Origin of the sequence: Enterococcus sp. (assembly GCF_032555305.1) — a bacterium.
GTDB lineage: Bacteria > Bacillota > Bacilli > Lactobacillales > Enterococcaceae > Enterococcus_A.
Genome location: NZ_JAWGOQ010000005.1, coordinates 131,296 through 154,122 on the forward strand (window position 1 = coordinate 131,296; position 22,827 = coordinate 154,122).

At 40.6% G+C, this 22,827-nt stretch carries 19 protein-coding genes; 14 read left to right on the forward strand and 5 right to left on the reverse strand.

Annotated elements, in window-relative coordinates; genetic code table 11:
- Nucleotides 1-36 precede the first annotated feature (36 nt).
- Nucleotides 37-2,421 carry a phosphoketolase family protein gene (locus E6139_RS05945; RefSeq protein WP_316402138.1) on the forward strand — a complete coding sequence of 795 codons (2,385 nt, stop codon included), beginning with the start codon at nucleotides 37-39 and terminating at the stop codon, nucleotides 2,419-2,421.
- Nucleotides 2,422-2,487: 66 nt separating this feature from the next.
- Here the strand turns inward: E6139_RS05945 and E6139_RS05950 are convergent, their stop codons facing one another.
- From E6139_RS05950 to E6139_RS05960, 3 genes are read right to left on the reverse strand one after another with little or no spacing between them, the layout of a single operon-like run.
- Entirely contained in the window at nucleotides 2,488-4,023 is a 1,536-nt protein-coding gene (locus tag E6139_RS05950; RefSeq protein ID WP_316402139.1) for a response regulator, read from the reverse strand.
- Complete coding sequence (locus E6139_RS05955; protein WP_316402140.1) at nucleotides 4,016-5,461, reverse strand: sensor histidine kinase; 1,446 nt, start codon at nucleotides 5,459-5,461, stop codon at nucleotides 4,016-4,018. The genes E6139_RS05950 and E6139_RS05955 overlap by 8 nt, the downstream gene beginning before the upstream one ends.
- A 10-nt stretch (nucleotides 5,462-5,471) precedes the next feature.
- Nucleotides 5,472-6,437 (reverse strand): ABC transporter substrate-binding protein, encoded by a 966-nt coding sequence (locus tag E6139_RS05960; RefSeq protein WP_316402142.1) that lies wholly within the window; start codon nucleotides 6,435-6,437, stop codon nucleotides 5,472-5,474.
- Between the two features lie 224 nt (nucleotides 6,438-6,661).
- Here E6139_RS05960 and chvE point away from each other — a divergent pair, with 224 nt between their 5' ends.
- The 4 genes from chvE (at nucleotide 6,662) to E6139_RS05980 (ending at nucleotide 10,887) form a co-directional block, all read left to right on the forward strand.
- Nucleotides 6,662-7,750, forward strand: coding sequence for a multiple monosaccharide ABC transporter substrate-binding protein (gene chvE / locus E6139_RS05965; RefSeq protein WP_316402143.1), 1,089 nt, complete (start codon nucleotides 6,662-6,664; stop codon nucleotides 7,748-7,750).
- Between the two features lie 65 nt (nucleotides 7,751-7,815).
- Nucleotides 7,816-9,348, forward strand: coding sequence for a multiple monosaccharide ABC transporter ATP-binding protein (gene mmsA / locus E6139_RS05970; RefSeq protein WP_316402144.1), 1,533 nt, complete (start codon nucleotides 7,816-7,818; stop codon nucleotides 9,346-9,348).
- A complete protein-coding gene (gene mmsB, locus E6139_RS05975; RefSeq protein WP_316402145.1) occupies nucleotides 9,348-10,553 on the forward strand; it encodes a multiple monosaccharide ABC transporter permease in 1,206 nt (401 codons plus the stop codon). The genes mmsA and mmsB overlap by 1 nt, the downstream gene beginning before the upstream one ends.
- A gap of 13 nt (nucleotides 10,554-10,566) precedes the next feature.
- Nucleotides 10,567-10,887: a PTS sugar transporter subunit IIB gene (locus E6139_RS05980; RefSeq protein ID WP_316402146.1), complete on the forward strand. Its 321-nt coding sequence runs from the start codon at nucleotides 10,567-10,569 to the stop codon at nucleotides 10,885-10,887.
- A gap of 91 nt (nucleotides 10,888-10,978) precedes the next feature.
- On the opposite strand, the gene E6139_RS05985 is transcribed toward E6139_RS05980, so the two are convergent.
- Entirely contained in the window at nucleotides 10,979-11,890 is a 912-nt protein-coding gene (locus E6139_RS05985; RefSeq protein WP_316402147.1) for an AraC family transcriptional regulator, read from the reverse strand.
- 214 nt (nucleotides 11,891-12,104) lie between these two features.
- Between E6139_RS05985 and E6139_RS05990 the strand changes: the two genes are divergently transcribed.
- Together E6139_RS05990 and E6139_RS05995 are read left to right on the forward strand one after the other, a co-directional pair.
- On the forward strand, nucleotides 12,105-13,370 hold the full coding sequence (locus E6139_RS05990) for a dicarboxylate/amino acid:cation symporter (protein WP_316402148.1): 1,266 nt from the start codon (nucleotides 12,105-12,107) through the stop codon (nucleotides 13,368-13,370).
- Entirely contained in the window at nucleotides 13,371-15,587 is a 2,217-nt protein-coding gene (locus E6139_RS05995) for a beta-L-arabinofuranosidase domain-containing protein (protein ID WP_316402149.1), read from the forward strand.
- A gap of 43 nt (nucleotides 15,588-15,630) precedes the next feature.
- Here E6139_RS05995 and E6139_RS06000 read toward each other — a convergent pair whose 3' ends face one another.
- Nucleotides 15,631-16,614, reverse strand: coding sequence for an AraC family transcriptional regulator (locus E6139_RS06000; protein WP_316402150.1), 984 nt, complete (start codon nucleotides 16,612-16,614; stop codon nucleotides 15,631-15,633).
- A gap of 190 nt (nucleotides 16,615-16,804) precedes the next feature.
- Between E6139_RS06000 and E6139_RS06005 the strand changes: the two genes are divergently transcribed.
- From E6139_RS06005 to E6139_RS06035, 7 genes are all read left to right on the forward strand, one after another.
- Nucleotides 16,805-18,031 (forward strand): glycoside hydrolase family 28 protein, encoded by a 1,227-nt coding sequence (locus E6139_RS06005; RefSeq protein ID WP_316402151.1) that lies wholly within the window; start codon nucleotides 16,805-16,807, stop codon nucleotides 18,029-18,031.
- Nucleotides 18,032-18,056: 25 nt separating this feature from the next.
- Nucleotides 18,057-18,479 (forward strand): hypothetical protein, encoded by a 423-nt coding sequence (locus E6139_RS06010; RefSeq protein ID WP_316402152.1) that lies wholly within the window; start codon nucleotides 18,057-18,059, stop codon nucleotides 18,477-18,479.
- A gap of 11 nt (nucleotides 18,480-18,490) precedes the next feature.
- On the forward strand, nucleotides 18,491-18,961 hold the full coding sequence (locus tag E6139_RS06015) for a PTS sugar transporter subunit IIB (RefSeq protein ID WP_316402153.1): 471 nt from the start codon (nucleotides 18,491-18,493) through the stop codon (nucleotides 18,959-18,961).
- Nucleotides 18,962-18,976: 15 nt separating this feature from the next.
- Entirely contained in the window at nucleotides 18,977-19,798 is an 822-nt protein-coding gene (locus tag E6139_RS06020) for a PTS sugar transporter subunit IIC (protein WP_316402155.1), read from the forward strand.
- On the forward strand, nucleotides 19,798-20,622 hold the full coding sequence (locus E6139_RS06025) for a PTS system mannose/fructose/sorbose family transporter subunit IID (RefSeq protein WP_316402157.1): 825 nt from the start codon (nucleotides 19,798-19,800) through the stop codon (nucleotides 20,620-20,622). The genes E6139_RS06020 and E6139_RS06025 overlap by 1 nt, the downstream gene beginning before the upstream one ends.
- Nucleotides 20,623-20,726: 104 nt before the next feature.
- Entirely contained in the window at nucleotides 20,727-21,584 is an 858-nt protein-coding gene (locus E6139_RS06030; protein ID WP_316402158.1) for a hypothetical protein, read from the forward strand.
- Nucleotides 21,585-21,596: 12 nt separating this feature from the next.
- Nucleotides 21,597-22,805 carry an alpha-galactosidase gene (locus tag E6139_RS06035; protein ID WP_316402189.1) on the forward strand — a complete coding sequence of 403 codons (1,209 nt, stop codon included), beginning with the start codon at nucleotides 21,597-21,599 and terminating at the stop codon, nucleotides 22,803-22,805.
- Nucleotides 22,806-22,827: the final 22 nt, after the last annotated feature.

Consider the following 22,827-nt stretch of genomic DNA (forward strand, 5'->3'; position numbering starts at 1 on the left):
TAAAAGTAAAAACAACTATAAAGGAGTTTCTTAGTTATGAAAACCAATTTTGACTCAAAAGAGTATCTTGAAAAGGTAGATGCATGGTGGCGTGCAGCGAACTATATTTCAGTTGCGCAAATGTACTTGAAAGATAATCCATTATTGAGAAAACCACTAGAAAAAGACGATGTGAAGACACATCCGATCGGTCACTGGGGAACCATTGCAGGACAAAACTTCCTGTACGCGCATCTAAACCGCGCAATCAATAAATATGACTTGAACATGTTCTACATTGAAGGCCCTGGTCATGGTGGTCAAGTAATGGTTTCAAACTCATATATCGATGGCAGTTATAGTGAAATCTATCCAGAAATCACGGAAGACGAAGCCGGTTTGAAGAAACTGTTCAAAATGTTCTCATTCCCAGGCGGGATCGCTTCACATGCCGCACCAGAAACACCCGGCTCAATCCATGAAGGCGGCGAGCTTGGCTACTCATTATCACATGCGACAGGTGCGATCTTAGATAATCCAGATGTGATTGCAGCGACTGTTGTAGGTGACGGCGAAGCAGAAACAGGTCCGTTAGCTGGCGGCTGGTTCTCAAATGTGTTTATCAATCCAGTCAATGATGGCGCAGTATTGCCAATCGTTTACCTAAACGGCGGAAAAATTTCAAATCCGACAATCCTTTCTCGTAAGAGTGATGAAGATTTGAAGAAATATTTTGAAGGATTAGGCTGGAAACCTTACTTTGTTGAAGGTACAGATCCTGAAAAAGTTCACCCAATTATGGCTGACACCTTAGACAAAGTAATCACAGAAATCAAAGACATCCAAGCAGAAGCCCGTAAAGGCAAAGCGGAAGATGCTGTAATGCCAAAATGGCCAGTAATTTTATTCCGTACACCAAAAGGCTGGACAGGCCCGCAAACATGGGACGGCGAACAATTAGAAGGAACCTTCCGTGCCCACCAAGTGCCAATTCCAGTAAGCTCAGAAGATATGGAACATGCGGATAAATTAGTGGATTGGTTAAAATCATACCGTCCAGAAGAATTGTTTGATGAAAATGGAAAAATCGTTGAAGAACTGAAAGAAATTTCTCCAAAAGGTGATCATCGGATGTCTACGAACCCAATCACGAACGGCGGGATCGATCCACAACCAATGAAGATGCCAAACTGGAAAGAATATGCGATCGATACAACTACACCAGGCGCAGTGATGGCGCAAGATATGATCGTCTTTGGTCAACAAGCTCGTGATATGATTACTGAAAATCCAACGAACTTCCGTATTTTTGGACCAGATGAAACAAAATCAAATCGTTTGAACAAAGTGTTTGATGTAACAAATCGTCAATGGATGGAACCAAAAAACAGTACCGATGAATGGCAATCATCTGTCGGTCGTGTAATCGATGGTCAATTATCTGAACACCAAGCGGAAGGTTTCTTGGAAGGTTATGTATTGACTGGTCGTCATGGATTCTTCGCCAGCTACGAATCCTTCTTGCGGGTAGTAGACTCTATGTTGACGCAGCATTTCAAATGGATGCGCAAAGCCAGCGCTCATGCTTGGCGTAAAGAATACCCAGCGTTGAATTTGATTGCAACGTCTACGGTATTCCAACAAGACCATAATGGCTATACTCACCAAGACCCAGGTGTATTAACACATTTAGCTGAGAAAAAACCAGAATTTATTCGTGAATACTTGCCAGCAGATGCCAACAGCTTGATGGCAGTCATGGATAAAACAATGCAGGATAAACAAGTCATCAACTTGATCGTTTCAAGTAAACATCCGCGTCCGCAATTCTATTCTGCCGACGAAGCGGAAGAATTAGTTGAAAAAGGCTTGAAGGTTATCGACTGGGCAAGTACTGACAACGGTGAAGAACCTGATGTTGTCATCGCAGCAGCTGGTACAGAACCAAACTTGGAAGCTTTAGCCGCTGTGTCAATTTTGAACAAAGAGTTTCCTGAGCTGAAGATCCGTTTTGTCAACGTGGTGGATATCTTGAAATTACGTCATCCAGATATCGATCCTCGTGGATTAACCGATGAAGAATTCGATGCGATCTTCACAGCTGACAAACCAATCGTCTTTGCTTTCCATGGATACGAAGGCATGGTTCGTGACATCTTCTTTGATCGTCACAATCATAATCTGCACATCCACGGCTACCGTGAAAACGGGGACATCACGACACCATTTGATATGCGTGTCTTCAGTGAAATGGACCGTTTCCACTTAGCACAAGACGCTGCTAACGCAGTACTTGCAGATGATGCGAAAGATTTCTCTGCACAAATGGATCAGACTTTGGCTAAACACCATGACTTCATTCGGACAGAAGGAAAAGATATTCCAGAGGTCGAAGATTGGAAATGGGAAGCCTTGAAGCGTAAAGAATATCATTTTAGTTAAAAACTATGAATAAAAAGAAGAACTGCAGACAACGTCATTAGACTGACGTGTTTGCAGTTCTTTTGCTTACTGTCGATTTTTCTTCCGATATTCTTTAGGAGAAAGGCCTTCTTTTCGTTTAAAGATATAGCTGAAATAATTGGGATCATTATACCCAATCTCGGTGGCAATCACCGAGAGCTTCCAGTCTGTGTTTGCAAGCAGCCGTTTGGCTTCCTTCAAACGCTGCTCAGTCAAATATTCGACAAAGGTTTTCCCCAGAGCCTGAGAGAAGATCGTGCTGAAATGGGAGCTGCTGAGGTTTATGTGATCGGCGACACTGCCTAATGATAATTCCGTATCGGAAAAATTTTGTTTAATATAGACAATCGCCTGATCTAGCAGCTCGCGATATTGTCTCATGCGCTCATCAATGACCGTCTTTTTCAAAAAGTCCAAGATTTGCTCCAAGTATTGTCGAAATAGGACAGGGTCTGAAAGAATAGTAGAAATTTTTGTTGGTGAAGGAATCGGAAATTTATCCTTCATTTGAGCATTCTTTTCTGCTGCTAATTGGTTCAGTTCATTCACCATGATCAAGCGAAACAACAAAGGATTTTCACTTTTATCGCTCATTTCGATGAATTCGGCTATGAGCAAGTGTCGATTTTGATTGGTCATTTCATCGATTTGTTCCTTCAAATGCAGCTCCTTCTGATACTGATTTAGTTTTTGATCGAAATCTTGATAGTGTAGAATCGGCTGCTTCGTTTGGACAAGGGAATAGTCCAACAGGCTTTTCGCGGTTTCATAGCTTTTTTGAATTTCGCTGATCCGTTCAACGGGGTTTCCAATCGCAACCACTAGATTTGAATCATCGCTGTTCAACTTTGTATAAAGAGTGAGTGCGACTTGATCGGCTTTCTGTAAAAGGACATCTTCATCTGGATGGAACAGCAGAATTTTGATAAAGCGTGAAGAAAGACAGGAGAAGAGCAAGCTGTCATCTTCATCGAAAAGCCTCGTCATTTTTTCTCTGAAACGTTCATAGTCCGCGAAGTTCTTATTGATGGGATTCGTTATCAAGAGTACGATAAATTTTTTGCCGGCGATTTGCCGCTTCAGCTGTCGTGCGCCTTCAAGTGCTTCTGACAAGGTCGATTGATTGCCGAAAAGAGCGTTCAGAAATAGATTTTTTTTCACATCGAAAGAATAAGAATCATCGACTGTCGGCTGTTTGCTTTGCTCCATGCGTGAAACGACTTTTTCCAGGCTTTCCTGCAACTCATTGAACTTGATGGGCTTCAATAAGTATTCCGCGACCTGTAAATGGATCGCCGCCTTGGCATAAGTGAATTCATCAAAGCCGCTGATAAAAATGATCTGGATATTTGGAATATTCTGTTTAACCTCCTGAGAGAGTTCGATCCCGTCCATAAAGGGCATGCGGATATCTGTCACGAGGATGTCCGGTTGAAGCTCTAGAATCATAGAAAGAGCCACTTCACCATCGCTCGCTTCACCAACCACTTCGATCGGCAGTTTTTCAGCCAATTGGTTGATGTTTCGTTTAAGAGATTCGCGAATGAGATGCTCGTCCTCGGCAATAAAAATTTTATACATCTTCTGAGCCTCCTTTTTTTCGTGTTGGGATGATCACATGAACCGTGGTGCCACTATCTACGATACTGGTGATCTCGATTTTTGCTTCCTTGCCATAATACAACAGCAAGCGCTTGTTCACATTGAACAAACCATAGCCCTCTTGAAACTCAGTGTCTAAGCCATCCTTTAGTTCAGCGTTGATTTCCTTCAACCTCTTCTCTGTAATGCCTTTTCCATTATCTATAATATAAAAATGAATAAAATCCTGATCGTCTAAAAAGGCTTGAACTACGATTTTTCCGGTTCGTCGTACCAGCTTTGTTCCATGATAGACCGCGTTTTCGATCAAAGGCTGGAGAATCATTTTCAGCATCGAATAGTTTTTGATCTGTTCCTCGATCTCAATCGAATAGGTTAGAGCATCGCCATAGCGAATCTGTAAAATAATCAGGTAATCGTTGATGTGCTTGATTTCTTTTTCCACTGGTATCCAATCCTGACCTTGGCTCAAAGAAATTCGAAAGAAGTCAGAGAGCGCATAGGTCATTTCTTTGACCTTTTCACTTTCTCCCATTTCCTCCAAGACTAAAATCGCATCCAAACTATTGTAGATGAAATGTGGGGTGATCTGAGCTTGAAGTACCCGCACTTCACTCTGTGCGAGATTATATTGCTTCAACGCATTTTCTTCTAAGAGTACCACTAAATTATCCGCCATTTCATTCATACTAGTGCTTAGTTTTTGCAGCTCGTTGCCTGGGAGCGAGTTGATTCGATAATTGAGTTTGCCGTCAGAGAGAGCATCCGCCATCTTAATCATCTCTTCCATCGGCTGTTGGACCTGCCTCATCAACCGGGTATTGGTTTTGCGGGAAAAGAAGATGATGGTAGCGATAATCGCGGCCTCGATTACTGACAAAAGGAGGATGGCTTGCCGAACCTGCTGACTATGATTGGCGGCCAGCTTAATCTCGATAGTGACAAAGTCTTGAAGAATCTCATGGACTAAATTTGTCGCAGATTCCACATGGACCATTAATTCTTGATTCTCTTTAAAGGGAGCATCGGCTTCGATATTTGCTACGATTTTCTCCAGATAGCTATCCACATTATCTAAAGAGCGGTTCACGATATTCAAGTTAGCACGTTCTTGGGTGGTCTGGGTATTTTTTTTGATTTCAGTGATTTCTCTTTTGATTCGGTTGACACTGTTGCTTTGCGAAAATTCTGCAGTGGTCATTTGCCCATAGGTCAAGCTCCATGCCTCTTCCATGATCTTTTCCTCTACATCGTTTGCGATTCGGTTGGCTTCCGAGATGTTTCCAACACTGCGCTCATATGCAAACAGATAGCGGGTGTAGATCAAAACACTGATGATCAGCGGGACGATTGATAAAACCAGCATCAGCCAGCTGATTCGCTGCAGGAGTGATTTGATAGTTGTTTGTTTTTTCATCAGCGGCCTCCTAGTAGTTTCTTGGCGGAATTGTTGAAAGTGAGTTTTGGTCAGAAAAAACCGTATCGGAAACATAGATGTCCTCTGAGATAGTCTTATTGTCAAAGTAGCGTTTAACGGTATTCGCAACAAGTTCACCCATGAATGGATTGCATTCCACTACACAATTGACCTTTCCTTGTTTTAAGAGCTCGATCATTTCTTTTTGAGCGTCGATGGATACGATCACGAATTTATTCTCTAGCTGGTGATCTTCAAGTGCATCTAGAGCACCGAGCGTCATTTCATCATTATGGGAGTAGATGACATCAATGTTGTTTAGCTTGTTGGCTTTGATGGCTTCAGAGAATTCCTCTTTGGCCTTCAGACGGATAAAATCACCTGTGATCGTTTCTTTGATCTTGATTCTTGGATCGCGTCCGACCGTTTCAGTAAAACCATCGTGGCGCAGTCGAGTAGGGGAGGAATTTTCGGTCCCCTTGATCTCAAAAACATTTATGGTTTCCTTTTCGATCTTTTGGTAGTGGTTCGTCACATAGAGACCGGCTCTCCCGCCTTGAGCTTTGAAGCTGGAGCCGATGTGGGTCAAAAAGAGATCCGTGCGATTGGTGGCGATATTTCGATCAACGATAATCACAGGAATCTTGGCTTTTTTTGCTTCTTCTAGGATGGGTTCCCAGCCGATTTCCTGGATCGGAGAAAGGATGATCAAATCAACTTGATAGGCGATAAAGGTCATCACATCTTGGTATTGCTGTTTGGGATCGGAGAAGCTGTTACGGGACATCACTTGGTACTTCTGCTTTTCAAGCTCTTCTTTGATCGATTGACTTTGAACCTTGCGCCAGTTGCTTTCAGTCCCCGCTTGGGCAAAGCCGATCGTGATTTCTTTGGTGTTTTCTTTTACGTCTTCCTTTTGACAGCCTGTTAATAGGAGACAAAAGCCGATTAGTAGAAAAATTTTGATTTTTCTCACGGGATACTCCCCCTTTCCTTACTAGTATATAGCGCTTCCACAATTAATTCTAACATGCCCGTGGATTTCGAAAGAATGTCAAGAATCCGCAAAAGAAATCCAAGAAATCTAACGAAGTAATAAAAACTTCCGTATTTTTCCAAGAAAGTAAAAAAGAATCTCAATGAAAGCGGTTGCTGCAAAACGTACACTTAGTTTATCAAATAAGTTTTGGAGGGAAAGTTATGAAACGAGGGTTCAAAAAAATGTTAGTGGCGACTGTTTCACTGATCGCGCTAACCGCATTAACTGCTTGTGGAAAAGGAAATGCTTCAGGGGATGAAAAGGGCTTTGTCGGTGTATCCATGCCAACCAAGTCGGCAGAACGCTGGATCGCTGACGGAGATAATATCGTCAAGCAATTGAAAAAGAAAGGGTACAAAACAGACTTACAGTACGGCGAGGATAAAGTCGAAAACCAAGTAGCTCAGATCGAAAATATGATCACTAAAGGAGTAGATACCTTAGTTATCGCTTCAATTGACGGTTCTGCACTGACGGATGTATTAGAGAAGGCACATCAGGCTGATATCAAGGTAATCGCTTATGACCGTTTATTGATGAATTCTAAGTATGTTGATTATTATGCGACCTTTGATAACTTCGGCGTAGGTGTCTTGCAGGCTTCATATATTGAAGAAAAATTAGGACTGAAAGATGGTGAAGGACCTTTCAATATTGAATTATTTGGCGGATCACCGGATGACAACAATGCACTAATCAATTATAACGGCGTCATGTCCGTCTTTAAACCTTATTTTGACAGCAAACAGTTGATCGTTCCTTCTGGTCAAACGAAGTTCAATCAAATCGCAACCTTGCGTTGGGACGGCTCGACGGCACAATCACGGATGGACAATTTATTAAGCGCCAATTACACCGACAAGAAATTAGACGCAGTTCTATCGCCTTATGATCCAATCAGCTTAGGAATTATCTCTTCATTGAAGGGTGTCGGCTACGGCTCAGGAGACAAACCATTACCAGTCATTACTGGACAAGATGCAACAATTGCTGGGGTAAAATCGATCATTTCAGGTGAACAGACAGAAACGATCTTTAAAGATACCCGAATTTTAGCGGATAACACAGTTGAGATGATCGAAGCGATTCATGACGACAAGAAGGTGCCGGTTAACGATGAAGAAACCTACGACAATGGAGAAAAAGTCGTACCAACTTATTTGGCAAAACCAGTATCTGTTGACAAAGAAAACTACGAACAAGAACTGATTGACACAAAATATTATACCGAAAAAGATTTAAGCGAGTAAAAAAGGAAGAGAAAAGTACGAATGCCTCGTGCTTTTCTCAATCCTCTTGAAAAGGAAGTGGAAAAATGGCCGATTACATTTTAGAAATGAAGAATATCATCAAAGAGTTCTCCGGTGTTCGTGCCTTGGATGATGTCAATCTGAGCATCAAACGCGGCGAGATCCATGCCCTTTGCGGGGAGAACGGAGCAGGAAAATCGACTTTGATGAATGTACTTAGCGGATTATTTTCTTATGGCAATTATTCAGGCGATATTATTTATGACGGCGAGACGTGTCAGTTCAAAGGGCTACGAGACAGTGAAGAAAAAGGGATCGTCATCATTCATCAAGAGTTGGCGTTAAGCCCGTATCTATCCATCAAGGAAAACATTTTTCTTGGCAATGAACAGACCAATCACGGGATCATCGATTGGAATTTAACGGAGAGAAAAACGGAGAACTTATTGAAAACAGTGGGATTAAAAATCAATCCCAATACCTTGGTTTCCCAAATCGGGGTAGGTCATCAGCAGTTAGTCGAGATTGCCAAAGCCTTCTCAAAAAATGTGCGGTTGCTGATCTTGGATGAACCAACTGCGGCACTAAACGAAGAGGAAAGTGCAAATCTGCTAGAACTAATCAAGGAATTTCGCAATCAAGGGATTACCTCAATCATCATTTCTCATAAATTGAACGAGATCGTTGATGTGGCGGATCGCATTACCATTTTGCGTGATGGTCAAACAATTGAGACGTTGGAAAATGAAGACATCAATGAAGAACGAATCATCAAAGGGATGGTGGGAAGAGACCTCACCAATCGCTACCCCGATCGTTATCCGAATATTGGTGAAGTCTTTTTCGAAGTCAAAGACTGGACTGTTCACCATCCGATCGATACAGCTAGAGTGATGAACAATCACATTAATTTCAACATTCGTCGGGGAGAAATAGTTGGGATTGCTGGCTTGATGGGGGCTGGTCGTACAGAATTTGCGATGAGCATCTTTGGTAAGTCCTACGGCAGCAACATTAGCGGTAAGATTTTTAAGGAAGGCAAGGAAATAAAAATCAATGATGTTCCACAAGCGATTCAAAATGGCTTAGCCTATGTATCCGAAGATCGAAAAGCGGTGGGACTTAATTTATTGATGGACATTCGAGAAAATACCACCATAGCTAGTCTTGGGAAAATCAGTAAAAGCGGCATTTTGGACAAGGAAAAGGAAGTCACCGAAGCTGAAAATTATCGAAAAAAAATGCGAACCAAAGCCAATAATGTTTTTCAAAATGTTGGCAGTCTGAGCGGTGGGAATCAACAGAAGGTCGTCCTAGCGAAATGGTTGATGACCGAACCCGATGTTCTTTTCTTAGATGAACCGACTCGTGGGATCGATGTTGGAGCGAAGTATGAGATTTATACGATTATTGAAGAAATGGCCGCACAAGGTAAGTGTGTCTGCATTATCTCGTCTGAATTGCCAGAAATTATCGGAATGTGTGATCGCATTTATACGATGAACGAAGGAACGATGACCGGCGAAGTCATGCGGGAAGATGCCAACCAAGAAACCTTGATGAACTTGATGACGATGGAAGAGGAGGCAGTATCCTAATGGAGAATGCAACGAAAGAAAGCAAAGAAAAAAGCACCATTAATATAAAAGAAAAACTATTAGATATTTTTAGTAAATACAGCATGGTTATTATTTTGATCGCCTTATTGATCGCCTTTCAATTAATGACTGGAGGAATCTTCCTCCGGCCGTTGAATATTACCAATATCGTTTTGCAAAATAGCCATATTTTAGTTTTAGCGGCAGGGATGCTGCTGGTTGTATTGTTAGGCTTTGTTGATTTGTCTGTCGGCTCAGTGATGGCTTTTGTTGGGGCGATTGCCGGCATGATGATGGTGAACAATCACATGAGTCCATGGATTGCTGTTCCTGTTTGTTTAGCAATCGGAGCTTTGATCGGCGCATGGCAGGGATTCTGGGTAGCTTATGTGGGCATTCCAGCCTTTATCGTTACTTTAGCCGGATTATTGATGTTCCGCGGGTTGACACAGGTAGTGCTTGGCGGACAATCACTTGCGCCGTTCCCAAGAGCTTTCCAAAAAATCTCAACAGGTTATCTGCCAGAAATCTTGGTTTCTTCTTCTGGAATGCATGTGTTGACCTTGCTGTTAGGAGCGATCTTAGCGCTAGCTTTGGTTTTCTTCCAATGGAAAGCTCGGGAAAAACGGAAAAAGAATTTATTTGAAGTCCCTTCAATGAACGCCTTTATCTTCAAATCCATTTTGACAGTTGGAATCGTTTTGGGCATGAGCTATATCTTTGCAGCATATCAAGGATTTCCAATTATCCTGATTATTCTCGGTGTGATTGTTGGCGTTTATGGCTTCTTGACTAATAGCACTGTCGCTGGTCGGCAAATCTATGCTACAGGCGGCAATCTGAAAGCCGCTCAGCTTTCAGGGATCAAAACCAAAAAAATCACCTTTTGGGTCTTCGTCAATATGGGAATGATGGCTGCTTTGGCAGGCCTGATTTTAGCGGCACGATTAAATGCGGCAACCCCACAAGCTGGAACTTCTTTAGAGTTAGATGCGATGGCTTCTGTATACTTTGGTGGGGCTTCGACCTCCGGTGGGATCGGAACGATTACCGGTGCGATCGTCGGAGGTTTGGTTATGGGTGTCTTGAACAACGGGATGTCAATTTTAGGTGTCGGAGTCGATTGGCAACAAGCCATCAAAGGCTTGATCCTGCTTCTTGCAGTTGTACTTGATATCTACAATAAGAAACGTAAAATCTCGTAAGGCGGTAGAAAACATGACCAAGGAAAAAAGAATTCTATTAATTTGCACTGCCGGAATCACTTCTGGGCTGTTAGTAAAGAATATTCAAACAGCCGCGGACGAACAGGGCGTTCCCATTCGCGTCTATTCCGCACCAGCTATCATCGCCGAGCAAGCCATTCAGAACCAGCAAATCGATGGCTTGATGATCGGACCCCAATCTGAATATGAAGTGAATCGCTTGAAGGATTTTCTGAACTACAAGGCGGTGAGCTATAAGATGATCAAAAAGGAGGATTATGAGACGTTAGATGGAGAAGCAGTGTTGCAGGATATACTTGGGAGTTTCATCTAATTAAGAAAATGGTTGTTTCACTCAATAGTTTATGAAGGGAAGTTTTCGATTTTGAAAGCTTCCCTTTTTATTGATATTAGTGATTCGATCATTATAGGGTATCTTCTTTTCTTTCCGTATGCGCAAAAAAATCTTTTCGATAGTTTTTAGGGGAGGAATGATATTCTCTTTTGAATAGCTTACTAAAATAAGCTGCGTCATAGAAGCCCAGCTCTTCAGCAATCTCCTGAATACTCATAGTCGTCTTTAAAAGTAAGTTTCGACTTTTTTCTAAACGGAATTGATTGTGCAATTGTGCCGGAGTAGTCCCAAAATGCTTTTTAGTCAATTGAATAATATAAGACTTATGATAAGAGAACTTTTCAGTAAGAGTGTCTAAAGAGAACGATTGGTTAGAATGGGACTCGATATAAGAATAAATCTGTGATGCAATATCAAAATCTGTAGAAAAATATTCTTGAGTTCGAATACTATCCAAAACGGATAAAAACAAACGTTGGGCTTCAAATTCATCCACTTTTGGTTTGAAAAAAATTTTTTCGTGTGCCGGGTTATCAATTTTAACTTCCTCTAAGCGATCAATAATCGATAAAATAAAACTTGTTTGTTGAGTATTTAAGTGTGCTTGGTTGCTGATAAAAAAAGAAAAATCATCCTTTTTATAATACTTTCGGTGATTCATTCGTTTACGTTTTTGCTGCTTACTAGAAAATTCTAGACCAAATGAGCCAGTAGTTGAGAAATGGAGCCAAGAAAAATGTGTCTCTTCAAGACAGGGACGAAATCCTTTATGTCTTTTATTTGGTACAAGAATTAAGTAATCACCGGCGTTCAATGTATATTGATAACCATCTTCTTCCATGTAAAGAGTTCCTTTTTCTACTACAATCAAATCGAAAATATCTGTTAAAACACGCCGTTCGTGAATATCGCCAGGTCTGAAAATGGAACGTCCAGCAACAATTAAGTGAGGCATTGGTGGACAAATATACTCTAAATACATGTCGAACATCCTTTCGAATAAAATCATACTATTGAAATGTCTGAAAATCCTATTTAATGGTAATTTATTTGTTTAACTCATCATATAAAAAACTAATATACTAATATTATACAATTTTATAGTAGGATAATATACAATTTTTTTATTGTTTCCTGCATTCAACGAATGATTTGTATGCGCTAACATTAAGCTATCAAATGAAGGAGGAATTCTGATGAAAAAAGTTTTAAGCAATTATCGATTTTCCATTATTTTACTTGCGGGAGTAGTCGTGGGAGCGGTGGCAGGCCTTTTGCTGGGGGAACAGGCTACTATAGTAAAGCCAGTCGCTGATGTTTTTCTTAATTTAGTTTTTTGCCTGATTGTTCCGATTGTCTTTTTTTCAATCTCAAGTTCGATCGCAAACATGGAAAACGTTGGTAAGTTGAAAAAAATCTTATTAATATTCTTAGCTGTTGTCATCGTATCTGGAATCATCACTTGTTTGTTAGCATTACTAACGACTACGATCTTTCCTACAACGAATGGACAACCGATTAAGCTACCTGGAAGCTCAGAGGATTTGAAAGCTGAATTGAATTTAGTCAATATGTTTACGGTATCTGATTTTTCTATGCTGCTCTCTAAAGACAATATGCTAGCATTGATCATTTTCTCTATTATGTTTGGGATCGGTACAAGTCTCTTGAACGAAAAAGGTTTGATGATTAAAAACTTTTTAAATGGAATGACCGATGTATTTAGCGGCATGGTAGCTATGGTTATGAAGTTAGCACCAATCGGAATCGCCTGCTACTTTGCTTCAATGATCGGTCAAATGGGAGGACAGGTCGTTTCATCCATTGCTCGTTTGTCAGTTATCTATGTTGTTTTCTGTATTCTGTTCTTCATTATCACTTCCTCTGCTTACACTTATTGGGGCGGCGGAAAAGAAGGCTTAAAGGCTTATTGGAAAAATATTACGTTACCAATGACAACAGCGATGGGAACGTGTAGTTCGACAGCGTGTATCCCAGTAAATCTTATTGCTAGTGAGAAGATGGGGATTCCTAGAGACATTTGCGATATTGTGATTCCTTTGGGAGGCAGTACTCATAAGAATGGTGTGGTAAGTGTCCAAATTATGAAAATTGCGTTTCTATTCGCGATTTATCAGCGAAATTTTGGTATTCAAGAAATGGGGATGGCAATCTTTGTTGGTGTGATTAGCGGAATTATCGTAGGTACGATCCCAAGCGGCGGTTTTATCGGAGAATTGTTCATTTGTACCGCGTTTGGGTTTCCAACGGAAGCAGTGCCCTTAATCGTGATTATGGGAACTTTGACTGATCCATTCTGCACGATGATCAATGTAACCTCAGATCCGGCTATCTCGATGGTGATTGCTCGTTTAGTAGAAGGAAAGAACTGGATAAAAGAGCAACGTTTCGAGAAAAACGAATTTGATATCGTAGAGAGTCATGTGGAGGAGAGCGTGTAAATGACGATAAATACAACGATAAATGAAACATTAGAAGCCGATTTAAAAGAAATCTATTTGGGGAATTTAGCAACTGTTGATTGTGACTTAGAATTACCAGAAACAGGAAAACGAGGGACCACATTTTCTTGGTCATCTAATGAAATTCTCTTTATTTCACATAATGGAAAAGTAACTCGACCTACTTTTGGTGTGGGCAATCGTGAAGTTGAATTGACTGTTACAGCGAAGCTTGGTGATGATATTCAGCAGAAAAAATATACTGCGACCGTTTTAGAAGAGGTCCCAAAAACAAAAATTATTAAAACAGAAAATATGGTAATCAGCTTAAAAGAAGCAGAAAAACACTTGCCGACAGTTTGTGCTGTATTTTTGGATAATGGGAACTACTCAACAGCAGAAGTCGAGTGGCTGAATAAACTTGATAAATCAAAAAGTGAGCAGGTTCTTAGAGGGAAGGTAAAGGAAACGGGGCAAACGGTTCTTCTTAAAATTATTGCCTCTTCTAAAAAAGGCAAAGCACCAAAAAAAGTTACAAAGCCATTGTCCACGCAATTGACAGAGAATTCAAGCTTCAAGCAGGCCTCGCTCAATATGCTTGAACATTTGAAGGGACTTTCATTGGACCAATTATTGTATAGTTTCCGTGAGGTGGCACAGTTGCCTACAGAAGGTGCTGGTCCAATGACAGGCTGGGATGCACCCGAATGTAATTTAAAAGGGCATACAACAGGACATTATCTTTCTGCATTGTCACTGGCAGCGTATTCTACTCAAGAGGAATCTTTCTTCAAACAGGTTGATTACTTAATCTCCAATCTGTCTGAATGTCAAAATGCGCTTGAAAGACTAGGGATGCATCGAGGATTTTTGAGTGCATATTCAGAAAAGCAATTTGATTTATTGGAAGTCTATACGACTTATCCAACTATATGGGCGCCTTACTACACATTGGATAAATTATTTCAAGGGTGCTTAGATAGTTATGAATTTGCTGAATCGGAACAAGCTCTGGAAATTGCTAAAAAAATCGGAGATTGGACCTATGAGCGTTTGTCAAAACTAGATTCGCAACAATTGAATCAAATGTGGTCAATCTATATCGCAGGTGAATTTGGCGGAATGATCTCAGCATTGATGCGTCTTTATCATTTCACAGACGATAAAAGGTATTTAAGCGCTGGGCTGTTGTTTGAGAATGATAAACTATTTATACCGATGAAAGAGAATTTTGACACTCTTGATGGTGTTCATGCCAATCAACATATCCCACAAATTATTGGTGCTTTAGATATCTATGAGGAGACAGGAGACGAAAGGTACTTATTGATTGCTCAAAATTTTTGGGAAATGGTAACGCAACACCATTCTTATTCCATCGGTGGTGTTGGGGAAACAGAAATGTTTAAACCATCTGACGCAATCGCTCATTTTTTGACTACCAAATCTGCGGAAAGCTGTGCCAGTTACAATCTTTTGAAATTGACTAGAAAGCTTTTTGACCTTTCGCCACAAGCTAGATATTTCGATTATTATGACAATGTTCTGCATAATCACTTATTATCTGCGGCAAGCCATGAGTGTGATGGTGGAACGACCTATTTCATGCCGAGTTCGCCAGGAGCGCAAAAACAATTTGATACGGATGAAAACACTTGTTGCCATGGAACAGGGCTGGAAAGCTTGCTAAGATTCCAAAAAGATATTTTCGCCTTTTCAGCGACTACTGCCTATGTAAATCTTTTTTACCCAAGCGAAGTAAGGTGGCCTGAAAAAGAGATTACAATTTATCAGACTGTTTCAGAAAATGAAATTGTTTTAGCTTGGAAAGGAAGACGAGCATTTAATCTAAAAGTTCGAGTACCAGAATGGGCCGTTTTTGACCAAATTACTATCAATGGAATAGTCTCCTTTCCAGCAATAACTACTGGCTACCTTGAGTTTGAACTTACAGAGCTAGATGAAGAAATTCGTATTACCTATCAACCAAAACTAAGATTTATTGTAGCCAACGACGAACCAAGCTTAGGGTCAATCGCCTATGGTAAGGATATCTTAGCAATCAAATCAGCAGAGAAAGAGTTTATTTCTATTGATTCATCCGATCTAGAAAAGTTAACAAAGACAGCGGATGGTTATCAATTGAAGGAGCTTCAATTACTGCCGCTAAATCAAATCAATCATGAACCCTATCATCTGTATGTAAAAATAAATTAGTCAAAAAAAGAAGCCGAGTGCTTCTTTTTTTGAGGATTCAATTCTACTCATGATTATCTTTCATTATTTCAAAAAGCAATTGTTTTAATGCTTCGTTGCCTAATTGCTTTGGCAGCGGAGAAGAGGGATCCATCATACTGGAGTTCAAATTGGTGTGGGAGTTTTCTTCACGATATTGTGAAGGCGTCACACCATTTTTTTGTTTGAATAAACGCATAAAATGTTTTGAATCATAAAAAAATGATTGCTCCGAGATTTCATTGATAGATAGGGTCGTTGTTGTGAGGAGTCTCTTGGCGTAGTCGAGTTTGATTTTCAAAATATATTCTTTTACTCCTAGACCCTGTTCCTTTTTAAAAAGTCGGCTGAGATAGTTTGGATTCAGTCCAAAATGGTCGGCAATTGTGAGCAGGTTCAGTTCACTGGAGATGTTTACTCGGATCCATTCGGCGATCAGGGCGGTTTTCTTTACTTTGTTTTTTGCGTTTTGTGATAAGTATTTTAAGTAATCATCGCAGATTGCTATCAGCAAAAGGGTTAAGTAGAAATCATTGCTTCTTTGAGTATATTGATAGATTTTTTCATTATTTAGCAGCTGGTTGATCAGGACTGTGATTCTCTCAGGATAAGTTAGTGAAAAATTCCTTGGCAGGAGCACGGAATTATTTAAGTTAGTCGGTGATTTTAAAGAGGCGATATCCTGTATGCCTGTTTGTAATTTTTCATCATCATGAGTGATCAATTTATAAGAAGCCATAAAGTGAAACCAGTAAAAACTCAGCTCGTAATCGATCGTTAAAGCAGGTTTGATTGTTGCGTTTGGCGGGACGAGAAAAAAATCATTTTCTTTTATTAAATGATCCTCGCCATTGATATTTAGTGTCAAATTATTTTTGACCGCTATGATTACTTCAAAATTTTCGGAGTGTTCGGTTATCTTATGTCGCCATAGATGATCTTGGTTATTAGCAAAAAGCCCGCCCCATAAGAAAAAAATCGGTTTGTTTAGATCAATCTCAAAAATCATTTTTTCTCCTTTTCAAAAGGTAACATTCTGACACTAATTATATCGTTTCGTCAGTTACTATTCAATGGTGATACTAATAGAATAGACTTGTAAGCGCAAACTGAATATGAATGATTGAAACCGAGGTAGTAAAAGTTGCGCTTTTTCAATATGCTTTGAGATTTTCAGTAGAGGAATAGGGAGCTGACCAATGGAACAAGAAAGAAAAAGATTTGATATAACCGATTTTGGAGCAATTTCAGATACTAAAAAGATTCAAACCAAGCTGATCCAAAACTGTATTGATGCCTGTCGAATATCTGGCGGGGGAGAAGTGATCATACCTGCTGGGACATTTGTGATTGGCTCCTTGCGGTTGTACTCTGACATCACACTGCGTCTGCAAGCAGGGGCAATTTTGTTAGGCAGTAAATGTCTGGATGATTACAGTGATTTTAAAGTTCCATCTACAATTCAGTACTTGGCTGATCCTTATTATCGAGAAATTTGGAATTTACCGGAGTACTATTTTTACGCATTGATTACTGCTTTTGAAGCGGAGAACATCAAAATTATCGGTGAACCGGGTTCGGTAATTAATGGACAAGATACCTTTGATGAAAATGGTGAGGAGAAATTTCGCGGTCCGATGGGGATCATTATGTCAAAAGTGGATCACCTGCATTTGGAAGGCTATTGTTTTGAAAATAGCGCGAACTGGAGCCACACGTTAGATGGATGTCGCAATGTAGTGATTAATAATGTAGTAATTAAGGCTGGGCATGATGGATTTAACCTGCACCACTCAGAAGAAATAAGTGTCACTGATTGCCGATTGGAATGTGGGGACGATTGTTTTGCTGGATATGATATTAGAAATCTGATGGTCGATCATTGCTATTTGAACACAGCGTGCAATGGCATGCGGATCGGCGGCGAGCATTTGCTCTTCAAGAATTGTATTTTTAGTGGACCGGGAAGATATCCGCATTTATCTGAGGACACCTACTATACCCATGCAATTTTCAAATATTACGCCATCAGACCAGACACTATTCGCAACGATGCCCATGATATTAAACTTATGGACTGTATGATCAAGGATGCAGACAGACTTTTGGCCTACGATCATGGAAAAGTAGAAATGATTCAAAACAACCGACCGCTAAGAGATTTGACCTTAGAAAATGTTTCTATTGCAGGAATTAGACATACATCATTGTTTAAAGGAAATGGTGAAAAGGCCACACTGGCTTTGAAAAATGTGGCAATCGATTTTGAATCAAAAGAGGCTTTCCTGCAAATTGATAAAGGAATTCATTTGGATTTTGAGCAGGTAGATTTCAGAAGACCGACACGGATTAAAATTGGTTCTGACCAAACGATCGAGCTTGAGGGAATGACTACCATGAAGTTTTCTGGGGAAAAGCAAGAATAAACCTGATTAAAGGAGGAGTTGGAGAATGTTAGGAATTATTTTAGTCAGTCACGGCACTATGGCACAGGGAATGAAGGAATCTTGTGAAATGATCACTGGTAAACAAGAAAAAGTCCGTGCCTTGGCGCTGACTGAGGAGGGAATTGTTCCCTTTGAAAGAGAACTAAGTCTGCTTATAAACAAGATGAAAGATGACTATGAAGATATTCTGATACTTGCAGATCTAGTCAATGCTACACCATTCCTACAAGCTTATCGTTTAATTTCGACCGAGCAGAATATTAAATTAGTTTCTGGTATGAATTTACCTACGTTATTGGCTTTTGTTCTAGCACCTGAAAATTATGACGATTTCGAGACACTTGTCAGGGAGACGGTTAACGAACAGGTTCATTCGGTGGCGTTATTTGAACCTGTAGATTCAGCGGAAGAGGATAGTGAATTATAGGAGGAATAATTATGAGTTTTACTTTAGTACGTGTGGATGATCGGCTGATTCATGGTCAAGTTGTTTTGTATTGGTCAAAAGTACGCCAAGGGGACGGTATCATATTGGTGGTTGATGATCAGCTTGGTCAGGATAATTTCATCAAATCAGTTTTTAAAGACGCAGGCAAGAAGATGGGAAAAAATGTGTTCATTTTTACAGTTGAACAGGCTAAGAAAAAAATTCCTGAAGCAGCAGCGAGTGATAAAAAGTATTATCTAATTGCAAAATCAATTTCTTTTCTGGCGGAGTTAAAGAAAGCGGAGGTTGATTTTGGCGAAGAAGTAATTATTGGGAATGTCAGCAATCGCCCTGAAACCAAGAAAATGTATAACAACATTTACTTCAGCGAGCAGGAAATCAAAGCGGCTGATTATTTAAAAGAAAAGCAATTGAAATTGAAATTTCAATTAACACCAAATGATGCGGGCGCTGAGTATTAGAAAGGAAGATGAAGAATGGATGTTTCGGTTTTTCAAGCAATAATGATTGGTATTGCCTGTTGGTTAGGAAGTATAGAGAATCCTCAGCCTTTAGGATTGGCACTTTCGGATATGCTGGCTCGCCCCATTGTTGGTGGAGCGATTATTGGACTTATTCTTGGTGATTTGGGTACAGGTGTAGCAATAGGTGCAGCGATTCAAGCCATGTATTTAGGAAATGTAGTGGCTGGTGGAGTTGCGGCAGCAGATATGTCTTTTGTTTCGTATCCTTCCATAGCTTTGGCAATGATCGCCGGGGCAGATACGACGGTTGCGGTGACATTGGCGACAACGATCGGGGTGCTAGGTGCGGCTTTGTTTACTGCATATGAAACGTTTATGTCTGTTTTTAACGCAATGGCCGATCGTCAACTAGCGAAAGGAAATATCGAAGGCATGAGACGTGTCTATATTTTTGGTCCGATGCTGACTTCCTTTACTATGCGATTTGGAATCACACTAGTGACGGTCCTGTTAGGCGCGACCTTCGCCCAAAATTTCTTAAATAGCATTCCAGAAATTATTCTTCATATCATGTCTGTACTGGGTGGGGTTCTGCCAGCAGTCGGGATCGCAATCTTATTATCAAATACAGTGAAGGATAAGAAAATGTTCGCCTTCTTTTTATTAGGCATCATTATGATCTCGTCAAAAATGAACATGGTGACGGTAGCAGTTGTGGCAGGGTGTCTAGCGGTAATCTTCTATATGTTATCTAACAATAATGGAAATACATCAAGTAATTCTAACTCTTCAGATACCTTTGACGATATGAATGATGAGGAGGCTGTACTTTAATGGAGAATTCTATAAAAGATATTCAAGTGTCAAAAAAAACATTGGATAAAACTTGGTGGACGTGGTTTAAATACTGTTTGGGAGTTTTTGGTTTTGAACGTTTAGAAGCACCGGGTTTTGCGATGAGTATGATTCCGCTGTTCAAAGAATTATATAAGGATGATAAGGAAAAGCAAGTAGCCAGTATAAAACGTCACACGACTTTTTTTAACACACATCCTTATCTAGGCGGATTAATTAATGGAATCGTCGCTTCGATGGAAATTGAAAAGGCCAATGGAGGAGATATCTCGGACGAAATGATCGAGAATTTGAAGGTAGGAATGATGGGGCCAGTAGCAGGAATCGGCGACTCATTATTTCAAGCAACCCTTTATCCCATCGTTTTCAGTGTTGCTATCGGTCTATCAACAGGCGGCAGTCCTTTGGGTGCGATCTTCGTAGTTTTGACCGTTTTCACATTGCAATTATTCGTCACCCGTTTTACCTTTTACCAAGGGTTGAAGCTTGGTAAAGAAGCCTTTCAATCAGTTTTAGGAGATACGATGGAAAAAATCCAATCGGCGATGGCGGTTTTGGGATTAACAGTCATGGGAGCTGTCACTGCGCAATTTGTCAACTTCAACTTGACCCTTTCCTATAAATCCAAAATGAATGAAGTCAATTTTCAAGAGATACTCGATGGAATCTTTCCAAATATCCTTCCGATTTGCTTAGTCCTTCTGGGATATTATTTGCTGCGAAAGAAGAATATTTCTGCGATCAAATTGATTTTAGTCTATGTTGTCATCGTGGCAGGGTGCGCGGTATTAGGCATCGTATAATTTTAAAAAGCTGCTTCAAAGGATGTTCTTCTTTGAAGCAGCTTTTTTCGACAGATTCTGGTATGGAACTTGCTTACATAAAAGTGAATGGAGGGAATACTAAAATGAAAAAAATCAGCACGTTCACTTTTGGCGATATGGTCATTGAATACTATCAAACACCGGAATCGGTGGAATGGATCTTGGTACCTGAAGCTCTGCAAAAAGAGGTCACTTTACCCAAAAAAATCAAATATGATTCTCTCGTCCAAGTAAAACTTCTTGGTGACGACTATCCTAAGGGCTTTTGCACAGGAAAAACGATGCGCAACAATCAGACGGTTAAAAAACTTGAACTTTTGGATCAAGAAGTCCATACGAACAAGTTCGAAAAAGAGATTCAAACTCGTTTGATTGATGATAAAGGAAATCATTATATCCATCATGTTGTCTGGCAGGATGGCGCTTCTGTGATCGAAACCTTTGTTACTTTCGAGAATCGTTCAGGAAAAACGCAAACGCTTGAAATGCTGGCTAGTTTTTCCTTGAGTAATTTGAGTCCATTTCATGAGGAAAATCCGATCGGAAATTTGAGTCTAACGAGGTATCAGAGTAAATGGAGTTTTGAAGGTCGCCAAATGACAAAGCTGATTGAAGAGCTGCAGCTGGAGCCATCTTGGAAACCGTCTGGTGTCGGTTTAGAGAAGTTCGGACAAGTGGGATCAATGCCAGTGAGCGGCTGGTTCCCGTACGTAGCTGTCCATGATCAGCAAAAAAATGTGACCTGGTCGGCCTGCATCGCTCAGCCTGGTTCGTGGCAGATCGAAGCTTATCGTTTAGATGAAGATCTGTGTCTGGCAGGGGGCTTGGCGGATCGGGATTATGGCCATTGGCTCAAACGGGTTCAGCCGGGCGCATCATTTAGCTCACCGAAGGCTTATCTTACAGTTACTCAAGGAGATGAAGAATCAGCTTCTCAGTGATTAACAGAAAGACTGGAGGCAGCAGTTGACGGAAAACAACATCCAAGTGAGGCTGAGCTTGCGGTTCAATTTAATGAATTTTGTACGACGTGGGGCCATCCGACTGAAGCTTCTATACTAGAAAACTTAAATGCTTTAAAAGATAAAAATATCCAATATTACGTTATTGATGCGGGCTGGTATACAAATGAGCACGGATGGGAGAAGAGTCATGGCGATTGGCAAGTCAATCAGGAGCAGTTTCCTAATGGTCTGAAGTCTGTTGTTGATACGATCAAGAAAAATCAGATGATCCCCGGAATCTGGTTTGAAATCGAAACAGTCGGTAGTGAATCAATCGCCAGCAGCTTCTTGGAGCATCTGTTGGAAAAAGATGGGTATCCACTAACGGTTGGCAGCCGGCGTTTTTGGGATATGCGCGACCCCTGGGTGAAAAATTATCTAGGAGAAAAGGTCATTCGCTTTCTCAAAGAAAATGAGATCGGCTATTTGAAGATCGATTACAATGAAAACTTTGGGATCGGATTTGATGGAGAAGAATCCCTAGGTGAAGCCTGTCGGCAGCAAGTCGAAGCAAGTCAAGACTTTATTCGCGAGATTCAAAGCCAGCTGCCTGATTTAATCATCGAAAACTGTTCTTCTGGCGGACATCGTCTGGAGCACTCCATGATGGAACTGACGGATCTCTCCAGTTTTTCGGATGCCCATGAAGCAGTCTGTATTCCGATCGTTGCGGCGAACCTGCACCATTTGATGTCTCCAAGACAAAGCCTGATCTGGGCGGTATTCAGAAAACAAGATTCGCTGCAGCGGCTTTATTATTCAATGACCGGTACTTTTCTGGGACGGATGTGTCTGTCGGGTGATATCAATGAGCTGTCTTCTACTCAATGGCAGGTGATCGATGACTGCATGACCTTTTACGAGGAAGCGAAGCCGTTGATTAAGCAGGGGAAAACAAAGATTTTTCGAGATGAGGTTCTTTCCTATGGTGAACCAAACGGCTGTCAGATCGTGCTGCGTTTTCATCAGAAAAAGGCCTTGATCGTCATTCATAATTTTGATCAAGATGAGATTGAATTGCCTTTTGAACTTAAGAAGATTACAAAGACCTGCGGAATTGAGACGCAAAACATTTTATTAAAGGAAACATCTGGCAAGTGTCGAATAGCTTTTTCAAACGGCTTCATGGGATGTTCCTTACTAGTGGATTTAGTTTAATTCGACAGATTGTGGCATGAAT